Genomic DNA, 25473 nt, shown 5'->3' with positions numbered 1-25473 from the left:
GCTTCCGTAGCTTTACCTGCATGACGCAGATAACCGAGCCCGTCGCCGTCACCGGCGCCACCGGCGCCCAGGGCGGCGCCACCGCCCGCGCACTGCTGCGCGCCGGCCGCCCGGTCCGGGCCCTGACCCGCGACGTCCACTCCCCGGCCGCCCGCCGGCTCGCCTCCCTCGGCGCCGAACCGGTCCGCGCCGACTTCGACGATCCGGCCTCACTGGCCGCCGCCCTGGACGGCGCGGGCGCGCTGTTCGCGATGTCCACGCCCTTCGGGACGGACCTCGACACCGAGATCCGCCAGGGCACCGCCCTGCTCGACGCGGCAGCCGCCGCCGGCGTGCGGCACGTGGTCTTCACCTCCGCCGCCAACGCCGACCGCTCCACCGGCATCCCGCACTTCGACACCAAGCAGCGCATCGAACAGCACCTCGCCGGCCTCGCCCTGTCGTGGACCGTCCTCGGCCCGGCCGCCTTCCTCGACAACTACGCCAACGACTGGACCCTCCAGTCCCTCCGCAAGGGCGTCCTCCACCTCCCCATGCCGCCCGGCGCCCCCCTCCCGGTGATCTCCGCCGAGACCATCGGCGCCTTCGCTGCCCACACCCTCGCCCACCCCGACGCCTACCCGGGCCGACGCATCGACCTCGCCTCCCAGTGGTGCACCGGCGAACAGATCGCCGCCGCCATCACCGCCGCCGGCGGACGCCCGATCCGCTGCGAGGAGGTGCCGCTCGCCGTCGTCGAGACCTACTGCCACGACCTGGCTGCGATGTTCCGCTACTTCCAGGACCGGGGCCTCGACATCGACACCGACGCCCTGCACGCCGCCCACCCCCAGATCCACTGGCAGACGGTGGAGGAGTGGGCGGCCGGGTGCAGCTGGGACCTGTGAGTCCACGACGCTCCCGGTGGGACCCCTTCGCCGACCACCCGTCCGGCTACTCCGCGAACAGGTCGACCCAGGCGGACATGCCGTCCGCTCCGTGCCCCGCCGTGACCGCCCGTCGGGTGACCGCGAGCGCGGCGTCCAGGACCGAGGTGTCCATGCCGCGAGTCCGGGCGGTGTGGGCGACGTGCGCCGGCCCGGCCGCCGCGGAGGCCACGCTGCTGCGGGCGCCCGGGTGGCGGCGGTAGTGCGTGCGGTGGGCGAAGTCCTCGATCAGCGACGGCAGGAGACGTGGCAAGCCGTGGGAGTACGGGGCGAGTTCGGCCCGGTGATGCCCCTCGGCCCGGGCCGGCGCCATGGCGTGGACCCAGCCGTGCATGGTGGTCCAGAACAGGTCCAGCAGCGCCGCGTCGAAGGCCGCCGCCCGCTCCGGCTCCGCGCCCGTGTGGTGCACGGTGCTAAGGGCGCGCAGCGTCGCCCGGTGCGCGGCGAAGGCCTCGGGATCGCCGCTGAGCAGCACGGTGCCCTCGGGGCGGCCGATGGTCGGGGTGGGAGTGAGGACCGTGGCGTCGAGGAGCCGAAAGCCCCGGACCACGGCCTCGGCGGCGCCCGCGGCCGGCCGCGCCCTGAGGGCGGGCAGGTCGCCGTCCCGTCCCGGCGTGCGGTTCCACACGGTCGCGTCACGGCGGACGGCCAGCGGCGCCCCGGCCGGGGACCGGCCCACCGGGCCCGGACAGAGAACCGCAACGGCGTCGGGGTGAAGGGTGGTTGAGGTGGGCCGTTCGTTCGGCGCGGCGGTTACGCCAGACCCTCACGCCGACGGCAGGGTCAAGGCCGCGGCCACGGCGGAACGCCCGCACGAGAGACGTGCCGCGTTGCGGATCGGAGAACTCGCCCGGCGGACTGGCGTCACCCCGCGGGCCCTGCGCTACTACGAGGAGCAGGGGCTGCTCGTCCCCGAACGCCGACCGAGCGGCTACCGCGAGTACGGTGAGCGGGACGTGGGCACCGTGCACGGCATCCGCATGCTCCTCGCGGCCGGCCGCAACAGCGTCGCCATCGCCGAGATCCTGCCGGGCCTACGGCTGCCAGGGCGCCGCCGCCCCGGCCCGATCTGCCCGGAAACTGCTCGCCGGCCTGGCCCGCGAACGCGCCCGGACCGCCCGGCAGCTGGAGGAACTGGCCGCCGCCCGGGAGGTGTTGGACGCCATCGGGGGCCCGCGGAGGCGCCGAGCGAGCTGATCAGGGCGCCCAGGGCGGAACGGGCGGAACGGGTGGAAGGCGGAGAGGACGGGCGGGTGGAAGCCGGGGGACGGGCGAGGCCGCAGGGTCGTGGCACCGTCCGGATAATCGGTGGTACACCGCGGAGGGCCGTGGTGGACTCATCGAATGGACCGTGATCAGGTACTCGCCCACTTCGACGAACGGGTCAGGCGCGACGCCCGGCCGGACGGCCCCGGAGTCCGCGTCGAACGCGACGGCGCCGTGATGCGCCTGGTGGGCGGGGAGCACGACTGGAACGGCGTCGTCTGGTCGGCCCTGGACGAGTCCGGGGCGGACGCGGCGATCGCCGCGCAGGTGCGCTACTTCACCGCCCTGGGCCGCGAGTTCGAGTGGAAGGCGTACGCCCACGACGGCCCCGCCGACCTCGGGCGACGGCTCCGGGCGGCCGGCTTCACCGCCGGACCGGACGAGGCTCTGATGATCGCCCGGATCGCGGACCTGCCGACCGACCCGGTGCTGCCCGAAGGCGTCCGACTGGAGCCGGTGACCGACCCGGCCGGGGTGGAGCTCATGGTGACGGCCCACGACCAGGCCTTCGGCACCCACTCGCCCGGTCTGCGCGAGCGGCTGCTCGACCACCTCCGGCCGGGCTCGGAGACGGTCGCCATGGTCCTCGCCATGGCCGGCGACCAGCCGGTCAGCGCGGCCCGGATGGAACTGAACCCGGGCACCGGCTTCGCCAGTCTGTGGGGCGGCGGCACAGTGCCCGCCTGGCGCGGCCGCGGCGTCTACCGCGCCCTGGTCGCCCACCGCGCCCGCTGCGCCGCCGAGCTCGGCTACGAGTACCTCCAGGTCGACGCGAGCGACCAGAGCCGCCCCATCCTCCAGCGCCTCGGCTTCGCTCAGCTGAGCACCACCACGCCCTACCTGTACAAGCCGTGAGCCGGCGGGCCGGCGGACCCTGCGGCCGGGCGGCGGAGCACGGCCGGGGTGCGGTCAGGGGGAGAGCACGAACCGCCTCGGGAGCGGTTCCCCGGGCTCGCCGGAGAAGACCACCTCACCCCGGTGCAGCACGTGCACCACGGCAACCCCCGCGAGGGTACGCGGCAACGACTGCGCGGTGAGCACCACCGTACGACCCCTGGCGGCGTCGGCCAGCAGCCGGGCGTGCAACCGGGCGACGACGGCGGGGGAGAGGCCGCGTTCGGGCTCGTCGAGCAGCAGCAGGCCCGGGCGCGCCGCCAACGCTCGTCCAATGGCCACCAGTTGCTGCTGGCCGCCGGAGAGAGTGCCCGCGCGACGGTCCAGCAGGGCGGTCAACTCCGGGAAGAGGTCGAGCACTTCCGCCCGGCCCGGGCCGCCCAAGCCGAGGTTCTCGGCCACGCTGAGCGCGCCGAACACCCCGCGCTCGGCGGGCACCAGCGCGAGCCCCAGCCGCACCCGCTGGTGGACGGAGAGACGGGTCATGTCCCGCCCCCGCCACAACACCCGCCCGCCCGACAACGGCACCACCCCGGCCAGCGCGTGCAGGGCGCTGGTGCGCCCGGCGCCGTTGCGGCCGAGCAGGACGGTGACGGCGGCGGAGGGAAAGGCGAGGTCCACGCCGTGCAGCGCCTCCAGCGGGCCGTACCGGACCCGGGCCGCGCGCAGGGCTGCGGCGACGGTCATGCGACCACTCCGGGAGCGGGCGGGCCGCCGAAGGAGCGGACACGGGGAACGGGGCGGGCGATCACGTCGACGACCCCCACACCCCGGCGACCCGGGAGTCCGCCAGCACGGCCGCCGTCGGACCGGCGGCGACCACCCGGCCCGCCGCCATCGCGTACACCGAGTCGGCCAGTTCGGCCACCAGCTCGGCGTCGTGCTCCACCAGCAGCAGCGCCATGCCGCGCTCCGCGAGGCCACGCAGCACGGACACCAGGCGGGCCGTCTGGGCGGCGTCCAGCCCCGCCGCCGGCTCGTCCAGCAACAGCACCCGAGGTCCGCCCGCCAACGCCCGGGCCAACTCCACCAGCCGCAGCACACCGGTCGGCTGCGCCCCCGCCGGCTCGGCGGCGACACCCCGCAGCCCCAGCAACCCGAGCGCCCGGTCCGTCCGCTCGGCAGCCGCCCGGGCGTCGACCCGGGCCCCGCGCTGCTCGGCGCCCACCCGGACGTTGTCGGCCACCGAGAGGGTGGGGAAGACGGCGATCTGCTGGAAGGTCCGCGCCAACCCCAGCCGCACCCGCCGGTGCGCGGCCACCCCGGTCACGTCCCGCCCGCCCAGCAGCACGCGCCCGGCATCGGGCCGGGCGGTCCCCGCCAGGCAGTCGAACAGGGTGCTCTTGCCCGCCCCGTTCGGCCCGACCAACGCCGTGATCCGCCCGGCCGGCGCCACCAGATCCACCCCACCCACCGCCTCGATCCCGCCATAACGCCGCACCAGACCCCGGGCGGTGAGCCGGGCGGCGGAGGCGGGCGTGGAGTTCATGGCGAGTCCTTCGGCGGGTTCGGCGGGGAGCGGTGCGGGCCGGTGGGGTGGGCCGGGTGCCCGGGCGGTGGGGCATGGGGCCGTGAGCGCGGCGGTGCGCCGTGCCGGGGCAGTGGTTGGCGGTGTGGGCGCGCGGTTGCGGCCGGTGCGGTGAGGCAGGATGCCCCGACCGACGGTTGCCGATTCCGGGGGCCGCTGTGGTGTTCCGTTGCACGGCGGACGCAGGTCGGGCGTTGGCGGCCTCTTTCGGTCGGGTCGGCGGGCAGTGGTGTGGGCCGGTCCCCGGGGGTGTGGCAAAGGCCGTGGACGGCCTTTGCCAGACGCCTGCTGTCGCGGCGCCGTCTCTCCGCGCTGCGCAGGTGCCCCAAGTGCTCTGCCGCACACCGGCGTTCACGGTCGGCGCTCCAGCGTCGCCCGTACTCCGCGCCCCGTCGGGCTGAGCCGTGACGGCGGCAGTGGTGGCGCCGTCGTCCTGCCGGGGCCGTGGCCGCGTCGTAGGGGGAGGGCGGCCAGCCCGCCGGGTAGGCGGCCGATGGCGGCGGCGAGGGCGCCGACGGCCACGGCCGAGACGCCTGCGACCGTGCCCGCGTCGAGGCCGATCAGCAGGGCGGCCGCCAGGACCGCGCCGAGTGCGCTGTCGGCACCGGCGACCACCACCGCGGCGAACCAGAGCAGCCCGCGCACCGGGTCGAAGGACGCGGGGTCGAAGGCGCGCCCCGCGAGGCCCAGCAGGCCGCCGCCGAGGGCCGCGAGGGCCGCGCCCGCCGTGAAGGCGAGGAGTTTGAGGCCCGGGACGTCCACCCCCGCCGCGACCGCGCCGGCTTCGTGGTCGCGCATGGCCGTCAGCGCGCGGCCCGTCCGCCCGCCGTGCAGGCGCCGGACGGCGAGCAGGCCGAGGCCGAGCAGCAGCAGTTCGGCGAGGTAGAAGGCGCGGTCCCCGGCCAGGAAGGCGGGCCGGTCGAGAACGAGGCCGGTGGTCGCGTACGGCTGTTCGAAGACGAAGCGGCTCATCGCCGTGCCGACCGCGAAGGTGACCAGGGCGAGCGCGAGCCCGCGGCGGCGGATCGCGGGCCAGCCGGTGAGCAGGCCGAGCGGGGCGGTGGCGAGGACGGCGAGCAGGAGGGCGGGCGCGGCGGGCAGGGGCGGCAGGCCGGGGATGCGACCGGACATCAGCAGTGCGGTGCCGAGCGAGCCGAGGCCCGCGTAGCCGGCCTGCCCGAGCGAGATCTGCCCGCCGTAGCCGGTGACCACCACGATGGACAGCAGCACCAGGGCGAGCGCGGGCACGGCCAGCGCGCTGCGCAGGTCGTTGCCCCGGAAGCCGAACGGCAGCAGGAGCAGCACCAGGCAGACCGCCCCCGCCGGCCGCCGGTGGCCGCCGCCAGCCCCAGCGCCACCCCCACCGCGGCCGCCGCCCGGCCCGGCGCCGCCGTGACGGGCCGCCAGCGGCGCGGCCGCGCCCGGCTCGCCGGTGATCCGCGGCCCGGCGAGCAGCGCGGTGGCCAGGAGCGCGACCACGAACAGGTTGGACTGCACCGCCTCGACCAGCGGCAGCAACTGCCCGGAGGGCCGCAGTCGGGTGAGTTCGGCCTGGGCGATGCCGAGCCCGAGCCCGGTGGCGACGGCGACCGGGATGCTGCGCAGGCGGGCGGCGACCGCGACGGCCATGGTCTCCATCACCAGCAGCGGCAGCCCGTACGGGTCGAGCAGCAGGTACGGCGCCAGCGCGACGCCGACCAGCCCGGCGGTGAAGGTGCCGAAGGCCCAGCCGGCGGCGGAGACCCGGTCGGCGTCGACGCCCGTGAGGGCGGCCAGCCGGCGGTCGTCGACGACGGCGCGCAGCCGGAGGCCGAAACCGGTCCACCGGGTGGTGGCGGCGACGGCGAGGCCGAGCACGAGGATGGCGGCGAGCTGGGCGACGGTGTCGGGCCGCAGGGAGTGCCCGCCGGGCAGCCGGATCGGGGCGCCGCCGAGTGGCGAGGGCGCTCCGGCCAGCGGCGCCGCGCCCCACAGCAGCACGGCCGCGCCGATGAGCAGGACGAACACGCCGAGCCCGGCGACCATGGTCTCGGCCGGTCCGGCGCCGTGCCGCTGGAGGGGGCGGTAGACCAGGACGTCCAGCAGCACGCCGAGCGCGGGGGCGACGACCAGCAGGCAGCAGGCGACGGCGGGCCAGACCGGCCAGTGGCGGACCACCACGAGGTCGCGCAGCAGGTAGGCGACGGCCATGGCCTGGGCGCCCTGGGCGATGTTGAGCACCCCGGTGGCGCGGTGGCAGACGACCAGTCCGATGCCGCTGAGCGCGGCGGCGCTGCCGACGGTGAGCCCGGCGAGGGCGAGGTCGACGGTGAGGCCGAGCGAGTCGGGGGCGACGGCGAGGAGTGTGTCCATCGGATCAGCTGCCCGGTGGTGGGGGTTCACCCGAAGGGGCGGCGGGGGAGTCGGGTGAGTCAGGGGCGGCGGGGGAGCCGGGTTCGCAGAGCAGGCAGGGCGTCAGGCGCCGCTGCCGGACGGCCGCCGCGTCCACGGCCCCGACCCGTGGTTTGCCGAGGACCAGCGGGCAGTCCGGCCGGTGGTAGCGGGTGCCCTCGGGGACGGCCACCCGGCCTTCGCGCCCGTCGGCCGGGTCGCCGGGTGCCGGGGCGGTGTCGGACTCCACCAGCAGGTCGTACAGCCGCTCCACCCGGCGGTCGGTGAGGGGGTCCGTGCGCGGCGGCTGCCGCAGCGCGACCAGCAGCACGCCCGCCACGATCAGCGCCGCGCCGGGGACGGTGGAGGAGGCCAGATAGGGGACCTGCTGTTCGACGAAGCGCTCGCCGGCGACCCCGTACCAGCCGAGCACGCACAGCACGGCGCCGACCGCGACGAGCAGCCAGCCCGCCCACTCGCGCCCGCCGAGGACGGTCCCCAGCAGGCGGGCACCGCGCCGGACGGGGGAAACCCCCGGGGCGTTACGGGTGATTTCTCCGTCGGATTGCGATTCGCTCATGGATCCGCCTTCATGGTGTCACTTGAGACGTTTCCAGGATCGGCCTGGAACAGCATCCGGGACAGCGAGGGCGGGCCTGGGCCCACCGCGCGACCGGCCCGGGCGGCGAAGTCGAGAGGGATCACCATGCACCTGACGCGAAGCGGCACCCCCGAGGGCAGCGGCCTCCTCCGGCGGACGGCGGGCGGGCTGCTCGCGCTGTTGCTGGTGTGCTCGGCGGCGGCGTGCAGCAGCGGCAAGTCCGGCTCCGCCGCCTCCTCGTCGGCGAGCGCGGGTGCGAGTGCCAGCGCGAGTGCCAGCCCCAGCCCCAGCGCCAGCGCCAGTGCGACGGAGAGCGAGAGCGCCGGAGCCGGGGCCACCGGCACCGCTCCCGCCGATCCGGCCGCCGCGAAGGCCGCCATCACCACCAACTGGGAGCGCTTCTTCGACCCCGCCACCCCGATCGCCGACAAGGCGAAGCTGCTCGAGGGCGGTGACGCGCTGCTGCCCGTGCTCCAGGGCTTCTCGCAGGATCCGCGGGTCGGCCAGGTGCAGGCGAAGGTCAATGACGTCGCCTTCATGGACGCCACCCACGCGACCGTCACCTACTCGCTCTCCCTCCAGGGCAACGAGGTCGAGCCGAGCGCGACCGGCCAGGCCGTCCTGGACAACGGCACCTGGAAGGTCTCCCGTTCCACCCTGTGCGGCCTGCTCACCCAGGCCGGCGGTGCCAGCGGCACGCCGGTCCCCGGATGCAGCTGACCGCCCCGCCGACCGTTCCGCCGACCGTTCTGCCGACCGCCCCGCCGCGACGCCGGGCCGCCGACGCGATCCCGCGCCGGCGGCCCGGCCGCGCTCCGGTGCGGGCCCCGGCAGCGGCCCTGACGGCGGTCCTGCTGGCGCTGGCCCTGGCGCTGACCGGCTGCGGCACCCGCCTGCCGGAGTCCGCCTTCACCGCCCGCGCCCGCCCACCCGGCAGCACCGCCGGCGGCACCACCGGTGCGGGCGGCAACCCGGCGTCGGACACCGGCGTCACCGCCACCGAGATCCGGATCGGCATCGTCACCTCCCTCACCAGCCCCGTCGGCAGCGAGGTGTTCAGCGGCCCCCGCTACGGCGCCCAGGCCTTCTTCCAGGCCCTCAACGACCGCGGCGGCCTGCACGGGCGCACCGTCAAGCTGGTGACCTGCGACGACGGCGGAAGCGGCGTCGGCAACCAGGACTGTGTGCACCGGCTGATCGACCAGGCGCACGTCTTCGCCTTCGTCAGCGGCAGCGTGCTGGACTACGCGGGCGCGCCGTACGTGAGCGGCAAGGCGGTCCCGGACGTCGGCGGCCAGCCGATCGGCACCGCGTACGACCGCTGGCCGCACCTGTACGGGATCTACGGCAGCGCCGCCCCGCGCGACGGCCGGGCGGTCGGCTGGAACGGGACGCTGTACCAGAGCACCGAGGTGTTCCGTTTCTTCAAGCAGCGCCTGGGCGCCGGTAGCGCCGCCGTGGTCGCTTACAACCAGTCCGACTCCGCCCGCTACGCCGGACAGCTGAAGGCCGGGCTGGAGGCGGAGGGCTACCGGGTGCTGCTCCAGACCGTCGACTTCGCCCTGCCGAACTTCCAGGCGGTGGCCGCGGCCGTGCGCGCCGACGGCTCGCAGTTGCTGTTCGACGCGATGGACACCCGGGGCAACGCGGCCCTGTGCCGGGCGCTGGACGAGGCGGGGGTCACCGTCGCGGCCAAGGTGACCAACGTGCAGAACTGGTCGGAGTCGGTGCGCACCGACTACGCCTCCTCGCCGAACTGCCGCAACGCGCTCTGGGCGACCTCCTCCAGCCTCGACTACGAGGACGAGCAGTACCCGGCGGTGCGGGACTTCCGCACCGCGATGGCCCGCTACTCCCCGGAACGGGCCGGCCGGCTGTCCGCCTGGGAACTGGAGGGGTGGGCGGGCGCGCAGTGGCTCGCCGACGCGCTGGACTCCTGCGCGGCCGCCCCGACCCGGGGCTGCGTCGAGGCCTTCATGAACCGCGCCGAGCCCTACGACGCACACGGGCTGATCCTGCCCGCCTCCTTCGTCCCCCGCCCCCCGCCCACCGGCCCGACCCGGGCCTGCCTCAACGCGGCCCGCTGGCAGGACTCCGCGCAGGGCGGCCGGGGCGGCTGGGTCACCCAGGTACCGGACATGACCGCCAACTGCTTCGACGTGCCGCAACTGCCGTACAAGCCTTGAGCCCTCGGCGGGCCGCGTCCCCGCTCCCCTGGCGGCCCCGGCGCTCCTGGCGGGGCCGTGGCGGCCCTGCCGGCCCGCGCTACGGCAGCCGCTCGACGACGACCATCGCCGCGTCGTCGTCCAGCCTCCCCCCGACGTGGGCCAGCAGGTCGCGGCGCAGCCGGTTCAGCAGGGCGGTGGGGCGCTCGGTCTGCCAGGCGGCCACCCGCTCCGTGAGTGGATAGAAGCGGCGCTGGGCGTCGCGGGCCTCGATCACCCCGTCCGTGTAGATCAGCAGCCGGTCGCCGGGGCGGAGCGGAAAGGTCTCCACCTCGTACTCCACCGGTGCGAGCTCGCCGAGGCCGAGCGGGGGCGCCGGGCGGCGGGCGGCGAGGGTGGTGATGCCCTCGGGGCGGAGCAGCAGCGGCGGCGGGTGGCCGCAGTCGATCAGGCGGACCGGCGAGCCGTCGTCGGGGATGTCGAGCAGCACGGCGGTGATGAAGGACTCGCCGCCCTCGTCGGGTGCCTCCTGCTGCCCCTGGCGGAGCGACGGGCGGGCCAGTCGGGCCTGCCGGGACTGCTCGGCCAACTGGGCGAGGTCCCAGCTGACGCTGCCGTCCAGGTAGGCGGCGAGGTCCGGCAGGTCGGCGTGCAGGTGGGCGGCGGCGCGGAAGGCGCCGAGCAGCAGCGCCGCGTCTCCGAGCGAGGACAGGCCCTTGCCGCGCACGTCACCGACCAGCAGCCGGGTGCCGGTGGCCGTACGGGCGGCCGCGTAGAGGTCACCGCCGACCTGCGCCTCGGCCTCGGCGGCCAGGTAGACGGAGGCCAGGTGCAGCGGCCCGAGCCGCTCCGGCAGCGGACGCAGCAGCACCCGCTGGGCGGCCTCGGAGACCGAGCGGACCCGCGCCAGCTCGCGTTCGTGCCGGTCGCGCAGCACCCGCAGTCCGACGATCAGGGCCGAGACGATGACCTGCGCGCTGAGTTGGCTCTCGATGTTGATGCTGGTCAGGCTGTCCCGGACGGCGCCGATGACGGTGAGCGCGGCGAGCGCGAGCAGGGCGACCCAGGCGGTGGCGCGGGGGCCGGCGAAGGAGGCGGTGAGGGCGGGGGCGACGATCAGCAGCGGGCCCAGGTGGACCTGGGAGGGGGAGAGGATGTCGACGACGGTGATCAGGACGATCAGCGCGGGCGGCAGCGCCGTCAGCACGTGGCGGTCAGGTCGCCAGGAGCGGCGGCGGGCGCGAGGACGCGGCTCTTCGGGACGCTGCCGGAGGGGCACTCCTCCTCTGTACACCGTGGGGGCGGTGGGGCGCACCCCGGGCGGCCGGTGTCGAGAGCGGTACCGAGGTCGGCGCCGATGACGGGCCAGAGGGTGGCCCCGGGGTCGGTGCCCGTACGGGGTGCGCGCTGCGGCGAGACGCCGCGCCTATTCCTCTTCGCCGTAGCGGGCCAGGTAGGCCGCGAAACGGGCGACGTCCTCGTCGGACCAGTCGGTGAAGCGGGCGGTGAAGGCCGAGCGCCGCTGCTCGTTGGCGTCGCGCAGCAGGGTCAGCCCGGCCTCGGTGGCGCGCAGGATCTGGCCGCGCTGGTCGTCCGGGTCGGCCTCGCGGCGCAGCAGCCCGAGCTTCTCGAGGGCGGTGACCTGACGGCTGACGGTGGACTTGTCGAGCATGAAGTGCGCGGCCACGTCCGCGGCCCGGCAGCCGCCGCGCTCGGTGATCAGGTCGAGGATGCTGTAGGTGACCAGGGAGAGGTCGGGGTGCAGCTGGGAGGCCTTGTGCCGGGCACGGCGGGCGAAGGCGGTCAGCTCGCGCTGGATGGTGTCGATGGACGACTCGCGGCCGGGCACGGCGTTCCTACCTCCTCGAAATTTGTTGCACTATACAACGGAATCGCCCGGTGTCGCACGCGGCTCGCCGGTGGCCTCGGTGGCCGTCCCGCTCCCCGCTTCGCTCGCCGTACCGCTCGTCGTACCGCTCACCGTCCGTCCCGGTCCGGCCTGCCAGGCGCGGGCGGCCGCGATCCGGCGGGTCGCACTCGGGTGAGTGGCGAACAGTAGCTCAAGCACCCGGGGCGGGTCGACATCGGAGACGTTCGCCAGCGCCAGTCTGCGCTGCATCGCCGTGAACTGCTCGGTGTCACCGGTCAGTTCGAGTGCGTGCCGGTCCGCCCTCGCCTCGATCCGGCGGCTCACCGCGCACTGCGCCGGGCCCGACAGGGCGCCCAACAGCGCGGCGAGCGCGGCCAGCAGCGGCAACGCCCGCGGATCGCTCGCGTCACCCGCCCCGGCGGCGTCCAGCAGCGGGCGCCAGGTGCTCAGCAAGCCCAGCGCGGCCACCGCGACGGCCGCGCCGACCGCGCCCAGCGCCGTCCCGAGCGGCACGTCGCGGTGCTTGACGTGGCCCAGCTCGTGCGCCACCACCAACTCCACCTCGCGGGGCTCGGCGGTCGACAGCAGGGTGTCGTACACGACGATCCGGCGGGTCGCGCCGAGCCCGGAGACGTACGCGTTCAGCGCGGTGGTCCGCCGGGAGGCGTCCGCGACCAGGACGTCCCGCACCCGCACGCCGTCCCGCTCGGCCAGCGCCAGCAGGGCGGTGCGTAGCTCACCCGGCGGCATCGGGTCGAAGCGGTTGAACACCGGCTCGATCAGCAGCGGGTGGAGGAAGGAGAGGGCGGCGGTCAGCAGCGCCGCCGCGCCCGCGGCCGGGAGCCACCAGTGCTGCGGCGACCAGTCCGTGAGGGCGAACAGGCCCAGGGCGAGCGGGAGGACGAGGAACAGGGTGAGCGCCAGCCCGCGCAGGACGTCCAGGGTCCAGCCGACCCAGCCCTGGGTCACCAGGCCGTAGCGCGCCCGGACGGAGCGCACCCGGGCGCCGAAGGGCAGTTGCAGCGCCTGGCCGAGCAGCACCAGCGCCGCCCCACCGGACAGCACGACGGCGGTGCGGGAGCCGCCGAACCAGCGGCCGGTGGTGGTGACCAGGGCGGCGCCGGCCGGGGTGAGGCCGAGCACCAGGGTCAGCGCCAGACCGGCCACCCGGCCGCCGAGCGCCCACGGCAGCTGGGCGCGGCGCAGCGCACGGCCGCGGGCGCGCTGGGCCGGGGTGAAGTCCGGGTCGGGCGGCGCGTTCGTCGACGGGGTGTCCATGGGTGCGGTGCGCTCCTCCGGTGCGGCTCGCCCGGTTCGGGGCGTCGCGGTTCAGCATGGCGTACCCGGCCGGGCCGCGCTCGGTCCGCGGGCTCGGCCGTGGGGCGTGGCGACCGGGTGGGTGCGGCGGCTGAGCGGGTCCGGCGGCCGGGTGGGTCCGGCGGCCGGGGGGCGTGATCGTTCCGTGCGGCTGCCGTCGGGTCATTCCTCGGCCGGCCCGGTGGCGCCGTGCACGCCGGCGCGCAGCAACTGGTGGCCGAGGTCGACCAGGGCGCGGCCGACCGCGAACTCGTCACCGACCGCCGGGTCCGGGGCGTCGCGGGGGTTGCGGCGGGCCAGCGCGTCGCTGTGCAGGACGGCGCCGTCGGCGTCCAGGACGGCGTGCACCCGGGTGGTGTCGGAGTCCTCGACCACGTGCAGGCTGAGCTGCCAGTCCTTGGTGCGGACGGGGCCGGGGGCGGCGTCGCGGACAGCGGCGCGCGCGGCGTCCGGAGGCCCCTCCTCGGCGGCCGCCGTCTCGTCCCGCGGTGGGAAGTCGGCCATCTCGTACCACCTCCGGCGTGAACGTGCTGCCTCCCTCCATCGTCCGCCTGCCCCCGTCGTCCGCGCTGCGCGTTTGTGTCCGCAATGTTGCGGGGGCGGGCTCAAGAGGTGGCGATTCGGTGGCGTAGGCTGACCGCTCTTGCACGCTCCTCGGGGGGAACCACTCATGCGCCGTGCCGCGGCCGCCGTCGCGCTGTTCGTCGGGCTGACTGCCGTCGCCGCCTGCGGACCGGATGACCCGTCGCCCGCCCCGGTACCCCCCTCGGGCGGCGCGGCCGCCGCGCCGCCCGGCCCGGCCGGTCAGCCCTCCGGCACGGTCACGGCCCCCAGCAAGGGCGGCGCGCCCCGGCACGACGGCAGCATCACCGTCGCCTTCGCCGGGGACGTCCACTTCGAGGGCCGCACCGAGCCCCGGCTGTCCGTGCGGCCGCCCGAGCCCGCGCTCGGCCCGATCTCCCGCACCCTCGCCGACGCCGACCTGTCCGTCCTCAACCTGGAGACCGCGATCACCGGCCGCGGCGCGCCGGAGCCGAAGACGTACACCTTCCGCACCTCGCCCAAGGCGCTGTCCGTGCTCAAGGACTCCGGCGTGGACGTCGTCTCGATGGCCAACAACCACGCCGTCGACTTCGGCGCCGACGGCCTCGCCGACACCCTCGCCGCCAAGGACTCCTCGCCGATCCCGGTGATCGGCGTCGGACACAACGCCACCGAGGCGTACGCCCCGTACACCACCACCGTGCGCGGGGTGAAGGTCGCGGTGGTCGCCGCCAGCCAGGTCGAGGACATCACCAACCAGAAGTGGCGGGCCGGCGCCGACAAGCCGGGCATCGCCTCGGCGCTGGACGTCCCCGCCCTCGTCAAGGCGGTGGAGTCGGCGAAGCGCCAGGCCCCCGTCGTGCTCGTCTACCTGCACTGGGGCGAGGAGGGCAAGGCCTGCCCGACCAGCGCCCAGACCGCCGTCGCCAAGAAGCTCGCCTCCGCCGGTGCCACCGCCGTGGTCGGCACCCACGCCCACACCATGGTCGGCTCGGGCATGCTCGGCACCACCTACATCGGGTACGGCTTCGGCAACTTCCTCTGGTACGGCACCTCCAACTACCCCAACTCCAACGAGACCGGCGTCACCACCCTCACCCTGACCGCCGACGGCAAGGTCACCGGCGAGGCCTTCACCCCGGCCACCATCGACGACAAGGGCATCCCCGAGCCGGTCACCGGAGCCGCCGCCGACGCCGCCCTCAAACGCCGCGACGGCCTCCGCGGCTGCGCCGGACTCACCCCGCCCCCGCCGGCCGCGCGCTGACGGCGGTCCTCGCGGCCCGGCCGGTCGACACGGGAGCCGACCGGTGACCGAGGCGTGCGGACGGCCGACGACCTGGCAGGCCAGCTGCCGAGCGGCAACGCGGGTGTGCCGAAGCCGGTCCCGCGCACCCACGACGGCATCGCGCCGTTAGCGACCCGGATCTCACCGTCGAACTCCCGGCCCGCGCCCAGCGCGCGCGGCGCGGCGCTCAGTCCGTCGGCCAGAGGATCAGGTGATCCAGCGCGTGGCGGCGCGGCCGGTCGCCCAGCTCGGCGAGGGCGGCCCGGATGCGGCGCAGGTGGTCGACGGTGAGCTGGAGCGGGGGCTCGTCGGGCTGGTAGGTGGTGCGGATCGGGTAGTCGACGCCCGGGGTGCGGGTCATCTCGATGTGGCAGCCGAGCACGTACGTGACGGGGCGGCTCTCGGCGAACTCGACCAGCCGCTCGACGGTGCGCCCGAAGGCGGGCCAGTCGTCGATGTAGAGCCGGCCCGGGTAGACGGTGTCGCCGGTGAGCAGGAAGCCCGTCCACGGGTCGTAGTAGGTGACCGCCGCCTCGTGGTGGCCGGGGGTGGCCAGGCATTCCAGCACCCGCCCGCCGCCGAGGTCGACCCGGGCGGTGGCCTCCGGGGCCCGGTCGAAGCCGAAGTACGCCCAGGCCGTGGGCCGGTCGCCGCCGACCAGGGTGGTCGCGGGCCGGTCGGTGAACTGGCCGTCCCCGGCGATGTGGTCGCCGTGCGGATGGGTGTGGAGCACCAGCAGGGGATAGTCCTGCCGGGGGTTGCGGGCGAGCCACGTCGCCATCAGGCCGTCGACGGTGGCGCGCAGCGGGAAGTACTCGGCCTCGGCCGTGGCGCCGGTGTCGATCAGCACCGCCCGTTCCGCCCCGAACAGCAGGAACAGGAACGGCGCTTCGTAGTCGACCGCCTTGTTCTGCCGCAGGATGACGGTGTGCTCGTCGTACGCGTGGACCTGGATGTCCGGGTCCGCGTTGTGCTTCGCGGACGGTGAGCCGTGGATCCACCGCACGTCCAGCGGGCGGGCGATCGGCGTGCCGGCGGCCATGGCGTCTCCCTCGGTGCGTCGTCCTCGCGGGCCGGGTACGGCGCACATCTCGTCCGGGGCGGACGCCGACGCGCCGCCGCCGCGACGGTAGCAGCCCGGGGCTGCGGCCCGGCCGCCCGGCGCCGTCGAGGAACCCGGCAGGTGCGCGAGTCCGTCGGCGAGGCCACCGGGCGGCGGTGATCCTCCCCGAGGCCTGGAATCCGAAGTAATTGCAGAGTCAGATAATCGGCGCCAACTGGCATACTGTCGAACAGGAGACGCAACGGGGCGTACGGGTGAACGCGAAGGGAAGGCGAGCCATGGGGATCCGCGACGATGCCGCCGAGGTCCGGGCCAGCGGCTGGCGCACGCTCGCCGCGCTGCACGGGTTGATCGACGCCGCCCTGGAGAAGGCGCTCCAGGCCGAGCACCAGCTCTCGGTCGTCGAGTACACCGTGCTGGAGGCGCTGTCCCGGCAGGACGGCTGGCACATGCGGATGCAGCAGCTGGCCCGCGCGGCGGCGCTGAGCAGCAGCGCGACCACCCGGCTGGTGGCCCGGCTGGAGGAGCGGGGCCTGCTCAGCCGCTACCTCTGCGCGGACGACCGCCGGGGCATCTACACCGAGCTGACGGCGGCTGGCCGCGCCCTGCTGGAGGCCGCCCGCCCGGTGCACGACGCCACCCTGGAGGCGACGCTGGCCCAGGCCGCGGACGTCCCCGAACTGGCCACCCTGGTCGACGCGTTGAGCGCGCTCACCCCGACGAAGGCGTGACCGCGCAGGCGTGACCGCGCAGGCGTGAGCGTGAGGGCCTGATCCTCGCAGGTCCGGGCGGGGCGGCGGGAGGCCGCCGTCACCGCCGCCCGGCCGCCAGCGCGTCCCGGTGCACCCGGTCGAGCAGGGCGAGCAGCAGTTCCTTGCTGGACGCCCGTTCCCGGACGTCGCACAGCACCACCGGCACCTCCGGCCCGAGGTCGAGGGCGCGGCGCACGTCCTCCGGGCTGGCCTCGCGCCGGCCGTGGAAGCAGTTGACGCCGATCGCGAACGGGATGCCCCGCTGCTCGAAGAAGTCCACGGCGGCGAAGCTGGATTCGAGCCGCCGGGTGTCCGCGAGGACGATCGCCCCCAGGGCGCCGAGCGCGAGGTCGTCCCACATGAACCAGAACCGGAACTGGCCCGGCGTGCCGAAGAGGTAGAGCACCAGGTCCTCGCGCAGGGTGATCCGCCCGAAGTCCATCGCCACCGTGGTGGTGGACTTGTCCTGGACGCCGTCGAGGCTGTCGATCCCGACGCTGGCGCGGGTCATCCGCTCCTCGGTCTGCAGCGGTTCGATCTCGCTGACCGAGCCGACCATGGTGGTCTTGCCGACACCGAAGCCGCCGGCGACGAGGATCTTCACCGCGCCCGGCACCAGGCTCTTGATCGTCAATTCGGGTCTCCTGGAGGGGAACTGGGAGTCGCGTGCGGGGCCGGTCCACCGGTCAGAGCCGGCGGACGCCCTCGATCACGGCCTGGATCAGCGAGATGTCCGGCGCCTCGGCGAGCTGGACCGGCGCCCGGGTGAGGATCAGCCGGGCCTCCGCGAGGTCGTCCAGCAGCACCTTGACCACGCTCACCGGCAGGTCCAGGGTGGCCGCGATCTCGGCCACCGCCAGCGGGCGTTCGCGGCACAGGTCGATGATCGCGGCCGGTTCTGGCGCCAGCCGGCTGGTGTCGGTGCGCGGGTCGGCAGTGACCACCAGGGTGATCAGCGCGAAGCCGGACCGGACCGGGCCGGTGCGCCCGTTGGTGATCGCGTAGGGACGGACCAGGTGGCCGGCGTCCTTGTCGTAGAACCAGCCCTCGTCGGCGTCGGCGGTGGTCACGCACCGCCACCCGCGCTGACCTGGCCCGCGTCGCTGCGCGGCGCCGCGGTGAGGTACTGCCCGACCTGCTTCACCAGCATGTTGATCTCGTAGGCCATCAGCCCGGCGTCCACCTGCTCGCTGGTGAGGACGGCGAGCCGGGCGCCCTGCCCGGCGGTGGTGACGAACAGGAACAGCTGGTCCATCTCGACCACGGTCTGCCGGACCCGGCCGCCGTTGAAGCGGTGCCCGGCGCCGCGGGCGAGGCTCTGCAGGCCCGAGGCGACGGCGGACAGGTGCTCGGCGTCGGCCCGGTCGAGGCCCTGGTCCATGCCGACCAGCAGGCCGTCCTCGGAGAGGACGATGGCGTGCCGGGTCTCGGGGACCCGCGCCACCAGCTGGTCCAGCAGCCAGTTGAGGTCGCGCTGGGTCTCGGTGTGCTGCGTCATCACTGCTGTTCCTTGGCTTCCTGGGCGGCGGGCGCTTCCGCGGGGGCGTTCCCGGAGACGTGCCCGGGGGCGTCCTGAGAGGCGGAAGGCGCCGCCGGCTTGGCGGTCATGGTGGGTGCGTCCGGTTCGGTGCCGGCCGCGCGGGCGCTCCGGGTGCCGCGCTGGATGGCGGCCATGGTGGCGCGCGAGCGCGCCGGGGAGGAGTCGTCCTCGACGCCGCCGTCGTGGCGGGATCCGCCGGGAGCTGCGTGCGGCCCGTACGGCTGGGCCGGCGAGGCCTGGGGTACCGAGGGCGCCGGGGGCACCGGCGTCACCGGCGGCATCATCGCGCCGGGCGCGTTGGCTTCGCGGAGCTGCTCGGCGAGGCTGGCGTTGCGGACCCGCTGCGGCAGGATCCGCGGGGTGCGCAGCTCACCGTCCGGCCCGTGCTCCACCTGGTCCTCCCGGGGGCGTTCGTGGCTGGGCGCCGACCGGTCGGCGGGCACGGAGTCGAAGGCGCTGCCGGGCCCGATGTCCGGCCCGGCCCCGACGGGAGCGCCGGAAGCGTCCCCGGCCGTCCCGCCGGACGCGGGGAGCGGATCGGCGGCGAGCTCCGACGGATCGGCCGGGAGGTCGTACGGCCGGGGCAGCACGGGCCGGGGCACGACCACCGCACCGGGCAGCCCGGGGATCTGGGCGCCCACCGGCAGCCCGCCGTCGCCGGGGACGGCGTCACCCTCCCCGTCCGACCGGCCCAGCAGCTCACCGACGACCACACCACCGCCCGTAACCCCGGCGCCGGCCGGTCCAGCCAGTCCGGCCGGTCCACCTGGTCCACCTGGCCCGGGCGCCTCGACGGCAGCGGCGGAAGGACCGGCGGACGCGCCGTCCGCCGCCGCCCGCTGCTCCGGCACCGGCGTCCGGGTGACCCGCGCGCCGGAGGGCAGCCCGGGCACCGTGGCCGGCTGCTCGGGCTGCTCCAGCAGCACCGACGGCACCAGCACCACGGCCCGGGTGCCGCCGTACGGCGAGGGCCGCAGGGTGACCTGGATGTCGTGCCGGGCGGCCAGCCGCGCGACGACGAACAGGCCGAGCCGCAGGTCGTCGCCGAGCGCGGAGACGTCCAGCTCGGGCGGGTTGGCCAGGTACGCGTTGAGCCGCTCGTACTCCTCCTCGGTCATGCCGAGGCCGCGGTCCTCGACCTCGACCGCCAGGCCCTTGGGGACCTCCTGCGCGGCGACCTGCACCTGGGTGTACGGCGGGGAGAAGGTGGTGCCGTTCTCGATCAGCTCGGCGACCAGGTGGATCAGGTCGGCGACGGCCTGCCCGCTGAGCGAGACCCGGGGCACGCCCTGGACGACGACGCGGGAGTAGTTCTCCGTCTCGGAGACGGCGCTGCGCAGGACGTTGACCACGGGCACGGCGTTGCGCCAGCGCCGGGCGGGCAGCGCCCCGCCCAGGATGACCAGGTTCTCGGCGTTGCGCCGCATCCGGGTGGCCAGGTGGTCGACCGCGAACAGCTCGCGCAGCAGCTCGGGTTCCTCGTGCTCGCGCTCCAGCGCGTCCAGCATGCTGATCTGCCGGTGGATCAGGATCTGGGTGCGGCGGGCGATGTTGAGGAAGACCTTCTTCGTCCCCTCCCGGCCCTGGGCCTGGTGGACGATGGCCGCGACCGCGGCCTGGCGGACGGCGGCCAGGCCGTCGGAGGCATGCTGGACCTCGTCGCCGCTCCGCCGGGACGGCGCCCAGGCCGGCGGGACGAGGACGGTCTCCCCGGCGCGCAGCCGCCCGACCACCTCGGGGATCTCGTGCTGGGCGAGCGCGAAGGTGTCGGCCCGCAAGCCGGTCAGCCGGGCGGAGAGCCCCCGGGCGGCCCGGGCCGCGCGGATCACACTGACCAGCAGGACCGCCACGACGACGGCGGTGCCGGCCAGCAGCCCGGTGCGGTGCCCGGCGTCGCGCAGCAGGTAGACGGAGTAGCCCCAGGCGGCGGCGAGGCCCAGCGCGGGGACCAGGACGAGACCGAGGATCGAGCTGCGGAGGGAGCCGGACCGGCCGGCGCGGTGGCCCGTGCGGGGGGCCGATATGCCTGGCATCTGTTTCCTTGTCGCAGGGCCGAGTTGCAGGCCGGGGTCGCGGGTCCGAACGGCGTGGTCGGCCCGTGCGGCCCGGGCGGGCTTCAGGGCGCCGAGGCCGGGGTCCGCCGGGACGGGGTGACGCGGTGTCACCGTCCGGGCGGCGTACAGCCACGGCCGCCGACGGCAGGAAACCTATCAGCCCCAGGCGCTCTGATTGCAACATCAACTGACGATATGTGAACGGGCGGTGGTGCGGTCGGCCGCGTCCGGCGGAAGCGTTCGCCGACGGAACGCCGCAGGTCGGAGCGGGCAGCGGCAGCCGGAGCGGTTTCCCGGGACGTCGAGGGACGCGCCCCGGGAAACCCGCCAGGAACAGGTCAAACGGGCGGGTCAGCCCGCCAACGAGATCGGCACCACCAGGGCACCCCGCCCGCGCCGCTCCTCCCGCGGGGCGGTCCGCCGCTCCTCGCGCCGCTCGTCCCGCGGGGCGGTCCGCCGCTCCTCCCGCGGGACCGCCCGCCGTTCCTCCCGCTGCGCCTCCAATTGGTTGAGCTCCGTCCACGCCCAACTCGCCACGTCCGACAGCTCGGCCGACCACTGCTTGCCGTACGTGCCCGAGGCCACCTGCCCCAAGCGCAGTTTCTGCACGTCCGAGGTGCCGGCCGGGGCGTAGACGTGGGTGGCGTCCCGCAGGTAGCGGATGATGTGGTGCTCCTCCTGGGTGCCGCGGGCGGCGAAGATCTCCATCGCCTGGCGCGCCGAGTCCATCACGTACTCGGTGTTGACGAGCTTGGCGTTCATCAGCTCCGCGTCGCAGGCCTTCCCGCGGTCGAGCAGGTAGGAGGCGTGGTAGGCGGCCAGCTTGGCCGTCATCAGCCGGGACTGCATCTCGCCGAGCTTCAGCGCGACGCTGTTCAGCTGGTTGATCGGCCGGCCGTAGAGCACCCGCTCCTCCGCGTAGCGCACGGTGTCCTCGACGACGGCGACGTGGATGCCGAGCGCAACGGCACCCAGGTTCAGCCGGCCGTACAGGGTGGAGGAGGAGTAGGCGACGTCCAGGCCGAGCCCCTCCTCGCCGAGCCGGTTGGCCGCCGGTATGCGGCAGTCCTCGAAGACGAGCTCGCCGAAACTGAAGCCGTGCAGCCCGCCCTGGGTGCCGATCGCCCCGGTGCGGAAGCCGGGCCGGTCGCTCTCGACCAGGAAGGCGGACAGGCCCCTGCTGCCCGTGCCCGTCCGCAGGACCACGCCGTGGACGTCGCCGATGTGGGAGTTGCCGACGAACACCTTGCGGCCGTTGAGCACGTACTCGTCGCGCTCGCGGCGCGCGGTGCCGGACATGCCCAGCACGTGGCCGCCGGACTCCGGCTCGGTGACGGCGATGGTCGGCAGGGCCGCTCCGGACGCGAACTTCGGCAGCCACTCGCGCCGTTGGACGTTCGAGCCGAAGTGGATGACCTTGGCGACGCCGAGCTGCGAGGCCTGCGCCACCGCACCCATCGCGCCGCTGACCCGCGCCAGCTCCTCCACGATGATGGTCTTGGCGAGGTGCCCCAGCCCCAGGCCGCCGAACTCCCGGGGGATGGTGACACCGATCCAGCCGCGCCGGGCGATCTCGCGGGCGAGATCGAACTCCACCTCCCGGTCGGCCTCCATCCGGGCCACCTGCGGACGCACCTCCTTCTCCGCGAACTCACGGACCTCCGCGCGGAGGCTTTCGTGCCGCTCGTCGGTGAAGTAGTCCATCGCCATGCTCTCGTCCTCTCGTTCCGGTGGGTGTCGTGCCTCCGTTCATGCCGTCGATGCCGCTCCGGCCGCTCCCCCAAGGGGATCGGTGGGGGTGTGGAGGGTGTGGGGGGCGGGGCCGATCGCTCCTTCGCAACCGGATGCATGCGGACCCTGGGGCGGGTTCCCGGAGGGTCGGGGACTACCGTCCGTGTCTTCGGCAGGGCTCATTGTCATATGGCCTTGCCGGCTTACACAGATCTGATCTTGGATTGGCGGGATTCGGCGCCTCCTTTTCCGGGGGCGTTTCGACGAGGCGCCCACTGGGCAGTGATCTTTCCCTGCTCAACAGTCTGCGGTCGGCCGCTCACATGCGGCTTTGACTGTGCATCAGCAGCACACGACGGCCGGTCCCGGTTCCACCGCAGCGCCCGGATGTCTGATTACATGTCCGCCATGACTGATGTGATGAGCACTCAAGGCCAGTTCCCGGGTGCCGCCGGGGAGTCCGAGCGGACCCGAAGGCTGCGCAGCCTGGGTCTCAACGACCCGTCCGCCGACGAGGCCTTCGACCGCTTCGCCCACCTGGCAGCCAGCATCACCCGCGCTCCCATCGCGATGGTCAACTTCATCAACGACGAGCGCCAGATGTTCCGGGGGCTCTACATCCCGCCAACTTCGACGGAAATCGCCCACGAGGACGGCGCCTCCTGGGCGGACCGGGGCATCGCCTTCGACCTCCCCACCCGCCAGATGCCGCTCAGCCACGGGTTCTGCCCGCACGTGGTCGCCCAGCGCTCGCCCCTCGCCCTCGACGACATCCTCGCCTACCCGCGCTTCGCCGGGAACCCGGTCGTGGACGAACTCGGCGTCCGGGCCTACCTCGGAGCCCCCCTCGTCGACGACACCAACACCGTCATCGGCACCGTGTGCGTCCTCGACCGGGAGCCGCGCCAGTGGGGACGCGAGCGGCTGCGCGACATCCAGCACCTCGCCGAGGCGCTGCTCTCCGAGATCCGGCTGCGCGACAACCTGCTCGCCCAGCAGCAGGAGATGTTCGCCGCCTTCGACGGCTCCCCGTTCCCGATCATGCTGACCGACGGCCCCGGCCTGGACATCCGCTACGCCAACGCCCAGCACGCCGAGACCTTCGGCGCCCCGGTCGCCTACGGCTCGGTCGGCGCGGCCTACCCCCAGCTCGGTGCGGCCGGACTCCAGCAGGCCGTCACGGAGGCGTACCACACGGGGCGCACCACCGTCCTCAACGACGTCCGGATCCAGGGCCGCTCCGAGGCGCAGCGCATCCAGCAGGTCTTCAGCTTCACCTGCACCCCGATGCGGGCCGTGCGCACCGGCCAGGTCAACGGCGTCCTCACCGTCGGCATGGACGTCACCGCGCAGTCCCGCACCGAGGAGGAACTCGGCACGCTGGCCGCGCTGCTGGTCGACCGGCTGCAGCAGACCGGCGCCGCCCCCGGGACGGCCCGCCCGGGCGTCGCCGGCGGGTCCGGACTCGTCCTGCCGAGCTGAGCCGCCGACCGACCGCCCGCGTGTGGCACCGTGGCCCGGCCGCCGGCCCGCTCCACCGCCCGCACCGACCACCACCGTGGCGGGGCGCCTCTCACCCCCGTGGAGAGGCTCCCCGCCACGTGCCGTCCGGGCGGTGCGGTTCGGACGGTGTCGTCCGGGCCGGCGTCGTGGCGGCGGGCGTCGTCCGGGCGGCGCCGCCGATGGCGCCCGGGTGGCTCCCGGGACCGCCTGACCAGCACCGCCCTCCGCCCGCCCCCGGGCCGAGCGGGTGAACCGCCCGCCGTCCGCACCCCGGCCGGGCCCGGCCACCGGGCCGCCGATGGTAGGCATGGGCCGCATGGACTGGTTCGCCGCCCCCGACTACTGGCTGAGCCGACTGCTCGTCCAACGCCTGCTCGCCGGCCTCTACCTGATCGGATTCCTCGCCGCCGCCGCGCAGTTCCGCGCCCTGATCGGCGCCGACGGCATGCTGCCGGTGCCCCGCTTCACCGCCCGCGTCCCGTTCCGCCATGCCCCGAGCCTGTTCCACCTCCACTACAGCGACCGCTTCTTCGCCACCGTCGCCTGGACCGGCGCGGCCCTCGCCGCCGCCGTCGCCGCCGGACTCGGCGACGCCGTCCCCCTCGGCGCCTCCATGCTGCTGTGGGCCGTGCTCTGGGCGCTCTACCTCTCCATCGTCAACGTCGGCCAGACCTGGTACTCCTTCGGTTGGGAGTCCCTGCTCCTCGAAGCGGGCTTCCTGGCCGCCTTCCTCGGCAACGCCGACACCGCCCCGCCCACCCTCGTCCTGTGGCTGACGCGCTGGCTGGCCTTCCGGGTCGAGTTCGGCGCCGGGCTGATCAAACTTCGCGGCGACAGCTGCTGGCGCGACCTCACCTGCCTGCGCTACCACCACGAGACCCAGCCCATGCCCGGACCCCTCAGCTGGTTCTTCCACCACCTGCCCGACCCCCTGCACCGGGTCGAGGCCGCCGCCAACCACCTCGTCCAACTCGTCGTACCCGTCTGCCTGCTGCTCCCCCAGCCGATCGCGAGCTACGCCGCCTGCGCCGTGCTCGTCACCCAGCTGTGGCTGATCGCCTCCGGCAACTTCGCCTGGCTCAACTGGCTCACCATCGTGCTCGCCCTCGCCGCCGTCGAACCCGCCCGCCTCGGCCTGCCCGTACACGCCCGCCACTACCCCGACACCCCGCTCTGGTACGAAGCGCTGGTGATCGCCCTGACCGTCACCGTCCTGGTGCTCAGCTACTGGCCGGTGGCCAACATGGTCTCCCGCGGCCAGGCGATGAACCGCTCCTTCAACCGGATCCACCTCGTCAACACCTACGGCGCCTTCGGCAGCGTCAACCGGCTGCGCCAGGAGGTCGTGATCGAGGGGACCGACGAGGCCGTCCTCACCCCGCACACCGCCTGGCACGAGTACGGCTTCAAGGGCAAGCCCGGCGACGTGCGCCGCCTCCCGCGCCAGTACGCCCCCTACCACCTGCGGCTCGACTGGATGATGTGGTTCGCCGGCATCTCACCCGCCTACGCGCGCCCCTGGTTCCTGCCCTTCGTCGCCCGCCTGCTGGCCGGCGACCCGGCGACCCTTCGACTGCTGCGCCACAACCCCTTCCCCGACGCCCCACCGACCCACGTCCGGGCGACCCTCCACCTCTACCGGTTCACCGGATGGCGCGAACTCCGGGACACCGGCGCGTGGTGGCACCGCACCGCGCTGCACGAGTACCTCCCGCCCGTCGACACCCACACCCTGCGTCGAGCCGGGTACCGCCCGCCCCTCGGCCGACCGGCCCGCGGCCCCCGCAAGGTGCCACTGGACGGGCTCCGGCGGCCCCGCCCACCCCGGACGGAGCACCCCGGCCACCCGCCCGGACCAGCCACCGGCCACCCGGGCGGCCCTCCCGAGTAGCGGCCAGGCGGGCGGTATGGCACGCGACACCGGCCCGTCCGGCGGTGGGTGCGTGCAAGGCTCGAACGGGCACCCGTATTCTTGGCCTCCGCAACCGGCGGCCCGACCGCGCGCCCCCGGCCCCGCCCCAGGGGCACCCCGCGCACCCGGTCCGTCGCGCCCTCCCCGCCC

24 protein-coding genes are annotated in these 25473 nt (G+C 74.9%); 9 read left to right on the top strand and 15 right to left on the bottom strand.

Annotation, left to right across the window (positions count from 1 at the left end; all coding sequences use genetic code 11):
• Positions 1 to 20: 20 nt before the first annotated feature.
• On the top strand, positions 21 to 887 hold the full coding sequence (locus tag ACZ4WV_RS22395) for an NmrA family NAD(P)-binding protein (RefSeq protein WP_465749348.1): 867 nt from the start codon (positions 21 to 23) through the stop codon (positions 885 to 887).
• Positions 888 to 933: 46 nt separating this feature from the next.
• Here the strand turns inward: ACZ4WV_RS22395 and ACZ4WV_RS22390 are convergent, their stop codons facing one another.
• Complete coding sequence (locus ACZ4WV_RS22390; RefSeq protein WP_465749346.1) at positions 934 to 1605, bottom strand: imine reductase family protein; 672 nt, start codon at positions 1603 to 1605, stop codon at positions 934 to 936.
• Positions 1606 to 1645: 40 nt separating this feature from the next.
• On the opposite strand from ACZ4WV_RS22390, the gene ACZ4WV_RS22385 reads away from it, so the two are divergent.
• Together ACZ4WV_RS22385 and ACZ4WV_RS22380 are read left to right on the top strand one after the other, a co-directional pair.
• Entirely contained in the window at positions 1646 to 2281 is a 636-nt protein-coding gene (locus tag ACZ4WV_RS22385; protein WP_465749344.1) for a MerR family transcriptional regulator, read from the top strand.
• The gene (locus ACZ4WV_RS22380; protein ID WP_465749342.1) at positions 2271 to 3047 is read left to right on the top strand and encodes a GNAT family N-acetyltransferase; all 777 of its coding nucleotides are present in this window, start codon (positions 2271 to 2273) and stop codon (positions 3045 to 3047) included. The genes ACZ4WV_RS22385 and ACZ4WV_RS22380 overlap by 11 nt, the downstream gene beginning before the upstream one ends.
• A gap of 54 nt (positions 3048 to 3101) precedes the next feature.
• Here the strand turns inward: ACZ4WV_RS22380 and ACZ4WV_RS22375 are convergent, their stop codons facing one another.
• The 4 genes from ACZ4WV_RS22375 to ACZ4WV_RS22360 all read right to left on the bottom strand — a co-directional run bounded on the left by ACZ4WV_RS22375 (position 3102) and on the right by ACZ4WV_RS22360 (position 7564).
• Positions 3102 to 3773: an ABC transporter ATP-binding protein gene (locus ACZ4WV_RS22375; protein WP_465749340.1), complete on the bottom strand. Its 672-nt coding sequence runs from the start codon at positions 3771 to 3773 to the stop codon at positions 3102 to 3104.
• A 61-nt stretch (positions 3774 to 3834) separates the two neighbouring features.
• Complete coding sequence (locus tag ACZ4WV_RS22370) at positions 3835 to 4575, bottom strand: ABC transporter ATP-binding protein (RefSeq protein WP_465749338.1); 741 nt, start codon at positions 4573 to 4575, stop codon at positions 3835 to 3837.
• Between the two features lie 390 nt (positions 4576 to 4965).
• Positions 4966 to 6966 carry an ABC transporter permease subunit gene (locus ACZ4WV_RS22365; RefSeq protein WP_465749336.1) on the bottom strand — a complete coding sequence of 667 codons (2001 nt, stop codon included), beginning with the start codon at positions 6964 to 6966 and terminating at the stop codon, positions 4966 to 4968.
• Positions 6967 to 6970: 4 nt separating this feature from the next.
• Complete coding sequence (locus ACZ4WV_RS22360; protein WP_465749334.1) at positions 6971 to 7564, bottom strand: hypothetical protein; 594 nt, start codon at positions 7562 to 7564, stop codon at positions 6971 to 6973.
• 126 nt (positions 7565 to 7690) lie between these two features.
• Here ACZ4WV_RS22360 and ACZ4WV_RS22355 point away from each other — a divergent pair, with 126 nt between their 5' ends.
• Together ACZ4WV_RS22355 and ACZ4WV_RS22350 are read left to right on the top strand one after the other, a co-directional pair.
• On the top strand, positions 7691 to 8305 hold the full coding sequence (locus ACZ4WV_RS22355; protein ID WP_465749332.1) for an MTB12 C-terminal domain-containing protein: 615 nt from the start codon (positions 7691 to 7693) through the stop codon (positions 8303 to 8305).
• Positions 8296 to 9771: an ABC transporter substrate-binding protein gene (locus tag ACZ4WV_RS22350; RefSeq protein ID WP_465749330.1), complete on the top strand. Its 1476-nt coding sequence runs from the start codon at positions 8296 to 8298 to the stop codon at positions 9769 to 9771. Before ACZ4WV_RS22355 ends, ACZ4WV_RS22350 begins: the two co-directional genes overlap by 10 nt.
• A gap of 79 nt (positions 9772 to 9850) precedes the next feature.
• On the opposite strand, the gene ACZ4WV_RS22345 is transcribed toward ACZ4WV_RS22350, so the two are convergent.
• The 4 genes from ACZ4WV_RS22345 to ACZ4WV_RS22330 all read right to left on the bottom strand — a co-directional run bounded on the left by ACZ4WV_RS22345 (position 9851) and on the right by ACZ4WV_RS22330 (position 13441).
• Positions 9851 to 11029, bottom strand: coding sequence for a PP2C family protein-serine/threonine phosphatase (locus ACZ4WV_RS22345; protein ID WP_465749329.1), 1179 nt, complete (start codon positions 11027 to 11029; stop codon positions 9851 to 9853).
• A gap of 147 nt (positions 11030 to 11176) precedes the next feature.
• Positions 11177 to 11599: a MarR family winged helix-turn-helix transcriptional regulator gene (locus ACZ4WV_RS22340; protein WP_465749327.1), complete on the bottom strand. Its 423-nt coding sequence runs from the start codon at positions 11597 to 11599 to the stop codon at positions 11177 to 11179.
• A 30-nt stretch (positions 11600 to 11629) separates the two neighbouring features.
• On the bottom strand, positions 11630 to 12898 hold the full coding sequence (locus ACZ4WV_RS22335; RefSeq protein WP_465749325.1) for a M48 family metalloprotease: 1269 nt from the start codon (positions 12896 to 12898) through the stop codon (positions 11630 to 11632).
• 201 nt (positions 12899 to 13099) lie between these two features.
• The gene (locus tag ACZ4WV_RS22330; RefSeq protein ID WP_465749323.1) at positions 13100 to 13441 is read right to left on the bottom strand and encodes a dsRBD fold-containing protein; all 342 of its coding nucleotides are present in this window, start codon (positions 13439 to 13441) and stop codon (positions 13100 to 13102) included.
• A 166-nt stretch (positions 13442 to 13607) separates the two neighbouring features.
• Here ACZ4WV_RS22330 and ACZ4WV_RS22325 point away from each other — a divergent pair, with 166 nt between their 5' ends.
• Positions 13608 to 14747, top strand: a complete 1140-nt coding sequence (locus tag ACZ4WV_RS22325; protein WP_465749321.1) for a CapA family protein — start codon at positions 13608 to 13610, stop codon at positions 14745 to 14747.
• Positions 14748 to 14955: 208 nt separating this feature from the next.
• Here the strand turns inward: ACZ4WV_RS22325 and ACZ4WV_RS22320 are convergent, their stop codons facing one another.
• Positions 14956 to 15810 (bottom strand): MBL fold metallo-hydrolase, encoded by an 855-nt coding sequence (locus ACZ4WV_RS22320; protein ID WP_465749319.1) that lies wholly within the window; start codon positions 15808 to 15810, stop codon positions 14956 to 14958.
• Positions 15811 to 16109: 299 nt separating this feature from the next.
• Here ACZ4WV_RS22320 and ACZ4WV_RS22315 point away from each other — a divergent pair, with 299 nt between their 5' ends.
• Entirely contained in the window at positions 16110 to 16562 is a 453-nt protein-coding gene (locus ACZ4WV_RS22315; RefSeq protein ID WP_465749317.1) for a MarR family winged helix-turn-helix transcriptional regulator, read from the top strand.
• A 79-nt stretch (positions 16563 to 16641) separates the two neighbouring features.
• Here the strand turns inward: ACZ4WV_RS22315 and ACZ4WV_RS22310 are convergent, their stop codons facing one another.
• The 5 genes from ACZ4WV_RS22310 to ACZ4WV_RS22290 all read right to left on the bottom strand — a co-directional run bounded on the left by ACZ4WV_RS22310 (position 16642) and on the right by ACZ4WV_RS22290 (position 21887).
• Positions 16642 to 17217 carry a GTP-binding protein gene (locus tag ACZ4WV_RS22310; RefSeq protein WP_465749315.1) on the bottom strand — a complete coding sequence of 192 codons (576 nt, stop codon included), beginning with the start codon at positions 17215 to 17217 and terminating at the stop codon, positions 16642 to 16644.
• Positions 17218 to 17269: 52 nt separating this feature from the next.
• Positions 17270 to 17653: a DUF742 domain-containing protein gene (locus tag ACZ4WV_RS22305; protein ID WP_465749313.1), complete on the bottom strand. Its 384-nt coding sequence runs from the start codon at positions 17651 to 17653 to the stop codon at positions 17270 to 17272.
• Positions 17650 to 18081, bottom strand: coding sequence for a roadblock/LC7 domain-containing protein (locus tag ACZ4WV_RS22300; RefSeq protein ID WP_465749311.1), 432 nt, complete (start codon positions 18079 to 18081; stop codon positions 17650 to 17652). The genes ACZ4WV_RS22305 and ACZ4WV_RS22300 overlap by 4 nt, the downstream gene beginning before the upstream one ends.
• On the bottom strand, positions 18081 to 20156 hold the full coding sequence (locus tag ACZ4WV_RS22295; protein ID WP_465749309.1) for a sensor histidine kinase: 2076 nt from the start codon (positions 20154 to 20156) through the stop codon (positions 18081 to 18083). Before ACZ4WV_RS22295 ends, ACZ4WV_RS22300 begins: the two co-directional genes overlap by 1 nt.
• Positions 20157 to 20528: 372 nt before the next feature.
• Positions 20529 to 21887 carry an acyl-CoA dehydrogenase family protein gene (locus ACZ4WV_RS22290; RefSeq protein ID WP_465749307.1) on the bottom strand — a complete coding sequence of 453 codons (1359 nt, stop codon included), beginning with the start codon at positions 21885 to 21887 and terminating at the stop codon, positions 20529 to 20531.
• Between the two features lie 429 nt (positions 21888 to 22316).
• Between ACZ4WV_RS22290 and ACZ4WV_RS22285 the strand changes: the two genes are divergently transcribed.
• Together ACZ4WV_RS22285 and ACZ4WV_RS22280 are read left to right on the top strand one after the other, a co-directional pair.
• A complete protein-coding gene (locus ACZ4WV_RS22285) occupies positions 22317 to 23390 on the top strand; it encodes a GAF domain-containing protein (protein ID WP_465749305.1) in 1074 nt (357 codons plus the stop codon).
• A 337-nt stretch (positions 23391 to 23727) separates the two neighbouring features.
• Entirely contained in the window at positions 23728 to 25302 is a 1575-nt protein-coding gene (locus tag ACZ4WV_RS22280; RefSeq protein WP_465749303.1) for a lipase maturation factor family protein, read from the top strand.
• Positions 25303 to 25473 lie beyond the last annotated feature (171 nt).

Source organism: Kitasatospora sp. NPDC029312 (genome assembly GCF_055569215.1).
The sequence above is the reverse complement of the archived record's forward strand: the minus strand, read 5'-3'. Positions and strand labels throughout refer to the sequence as shown.

Excerpts from the sequence above, each read along its gene's own strand:
- ACZ4WV_RS22395 (WP_465749348.1), top strand. The coding sequence starts at position 21 with ATGACGCAGATAACCGAGCCCGTCGCCGTCACCGGCGCCACCGGCGCC.
- ACZ4WV_RS22375 (WP_465749340.1), bottom strand. The coding sequence starts at position 3,773 with ATGACCGTCGCCGCAGCCCTGCGCGCGGCCCGGGTCCGGTACGGCCCG.
- ACZ4WV_RS22280 (WP_465749303.1), top strand. The coding sequence starts at position 23,728 with ATGGACTGGTTCGCCGCCCCCGACTACTGGCTGAGCCGACTGCTCGTC.
- ACZ4WV_RS22370 (WP_465749338.1), bottom strand. The coding sequence starts at position 4,575 with ATGAACTCCACGCCCGCCTCCGCCGCCCGGCTCACCGCCCGGGGTCTG.
- ACZ4WV_RS22290 (WP_465749307.1), bottom strand. The coding sequence starts at position 21,887 with ATGGCGATGGACTACTTCACCGACGAGCGGCACGAAAGCCTCCGCGCG.
- ACZ4WV_RS22325 (WP_465749321.1), top strand. The coding sequence starts at position 13,608 with ATGCGCCGTGCCGCGGCCGCCGTCGCGCTGTTCGTCGGGCTGACTGCC.
- ACZ4WV_RS22295 (WP_465749309.1), bottom strand. The coding sequence starts at position 20,156 with ATGCCAGGCATATCGGCCCCCCGCACGGGCCACCGCGCCGGCCGGTCC.
- ACZ4WV_RS22315 (WP_465749317.1), top strand. The coding sequence starts at position 16,110 with ATGGGGATCCGCGACGATGCCGCCGAGGTCCGGGCCAGCGGCTGGCGC.
- ACZ4WV_RS22365 (WP_465749336.1), bottom strand. The coding sequence starts at position 6,966 with ATGGACACACTCCTCGCCGTCGCCCCCGACTCGCTCGGCCTCACCGTC.
- ACZ4WV_RS22355 (WP_465749332.1), top strand. The coding sequence starts at position 7,691 with ATGCACCTGACGCGAAGCGGCACCCCCGAGGGCAGCGGCCTCCTCCGG.
- ACZ4WV_RS22285 (WP_465749305.1), top strand. The coding sequence starts at position 22,317 with ATGACTGATGTGATGAGCACTCAAGGCCAGTTCCCGGGTGCCGCCGGG.
- ACZ4WV_RS22300 (WP_465749311.1), bottom strand. The coding sequence starts at position 18,081 with ATGACGCAGCACACCGAGACCCAGCGCGACCTCAACTGGCTGCTGGAC.
- ACZ4WV_RS22330 (WP_465749323.1), bottom strand. The coding sequence starts at position 13,441 with ATGGCCGACTTCCCACCGCGGGACGAGACGGCGGCCGCCGAGGAGGGG.
- ACZ4WV_RS22335 (WP_465749325.1), bottom strand. The coding sequence starts at position 12,898 with ATGGACACCCCGTCGACGAACGCGCCGCCCGACCCGGACTTCACCCCG.
- ACZ4WV_RS22320 (WP_465749319.1), bottom strand. The coding sequence starts at position 15,810 with ATGGCCGCCGGCACGCCGATCGCCCGCCCGCTGGACGTGCGGTGGATC.
- ACZ4WV_RS22350 (WP_465749330.1), top strand. The coding sequence starts at position 8,296 with ATGCAGCTGACCGCCCCGCCGACCGTTCCGCCGACCGTTCTGCCGACC.
- ACZ4WV_RS22360 (WP_465749334.1), bottom strand. The coding sequence starts at position 7,564 with ATGAGCGAATCGCAATCCGACGGAGAAATCACCCGTAACGCCCCGGGG.
- ACZ4WV_RS22380 (WP_465749342.1), top strand. The coding sequence starts at position 2,271 with ATGGACCGTGATCAGGTACTCGCCCACTTCGACGAACGGGTCAGGCGC.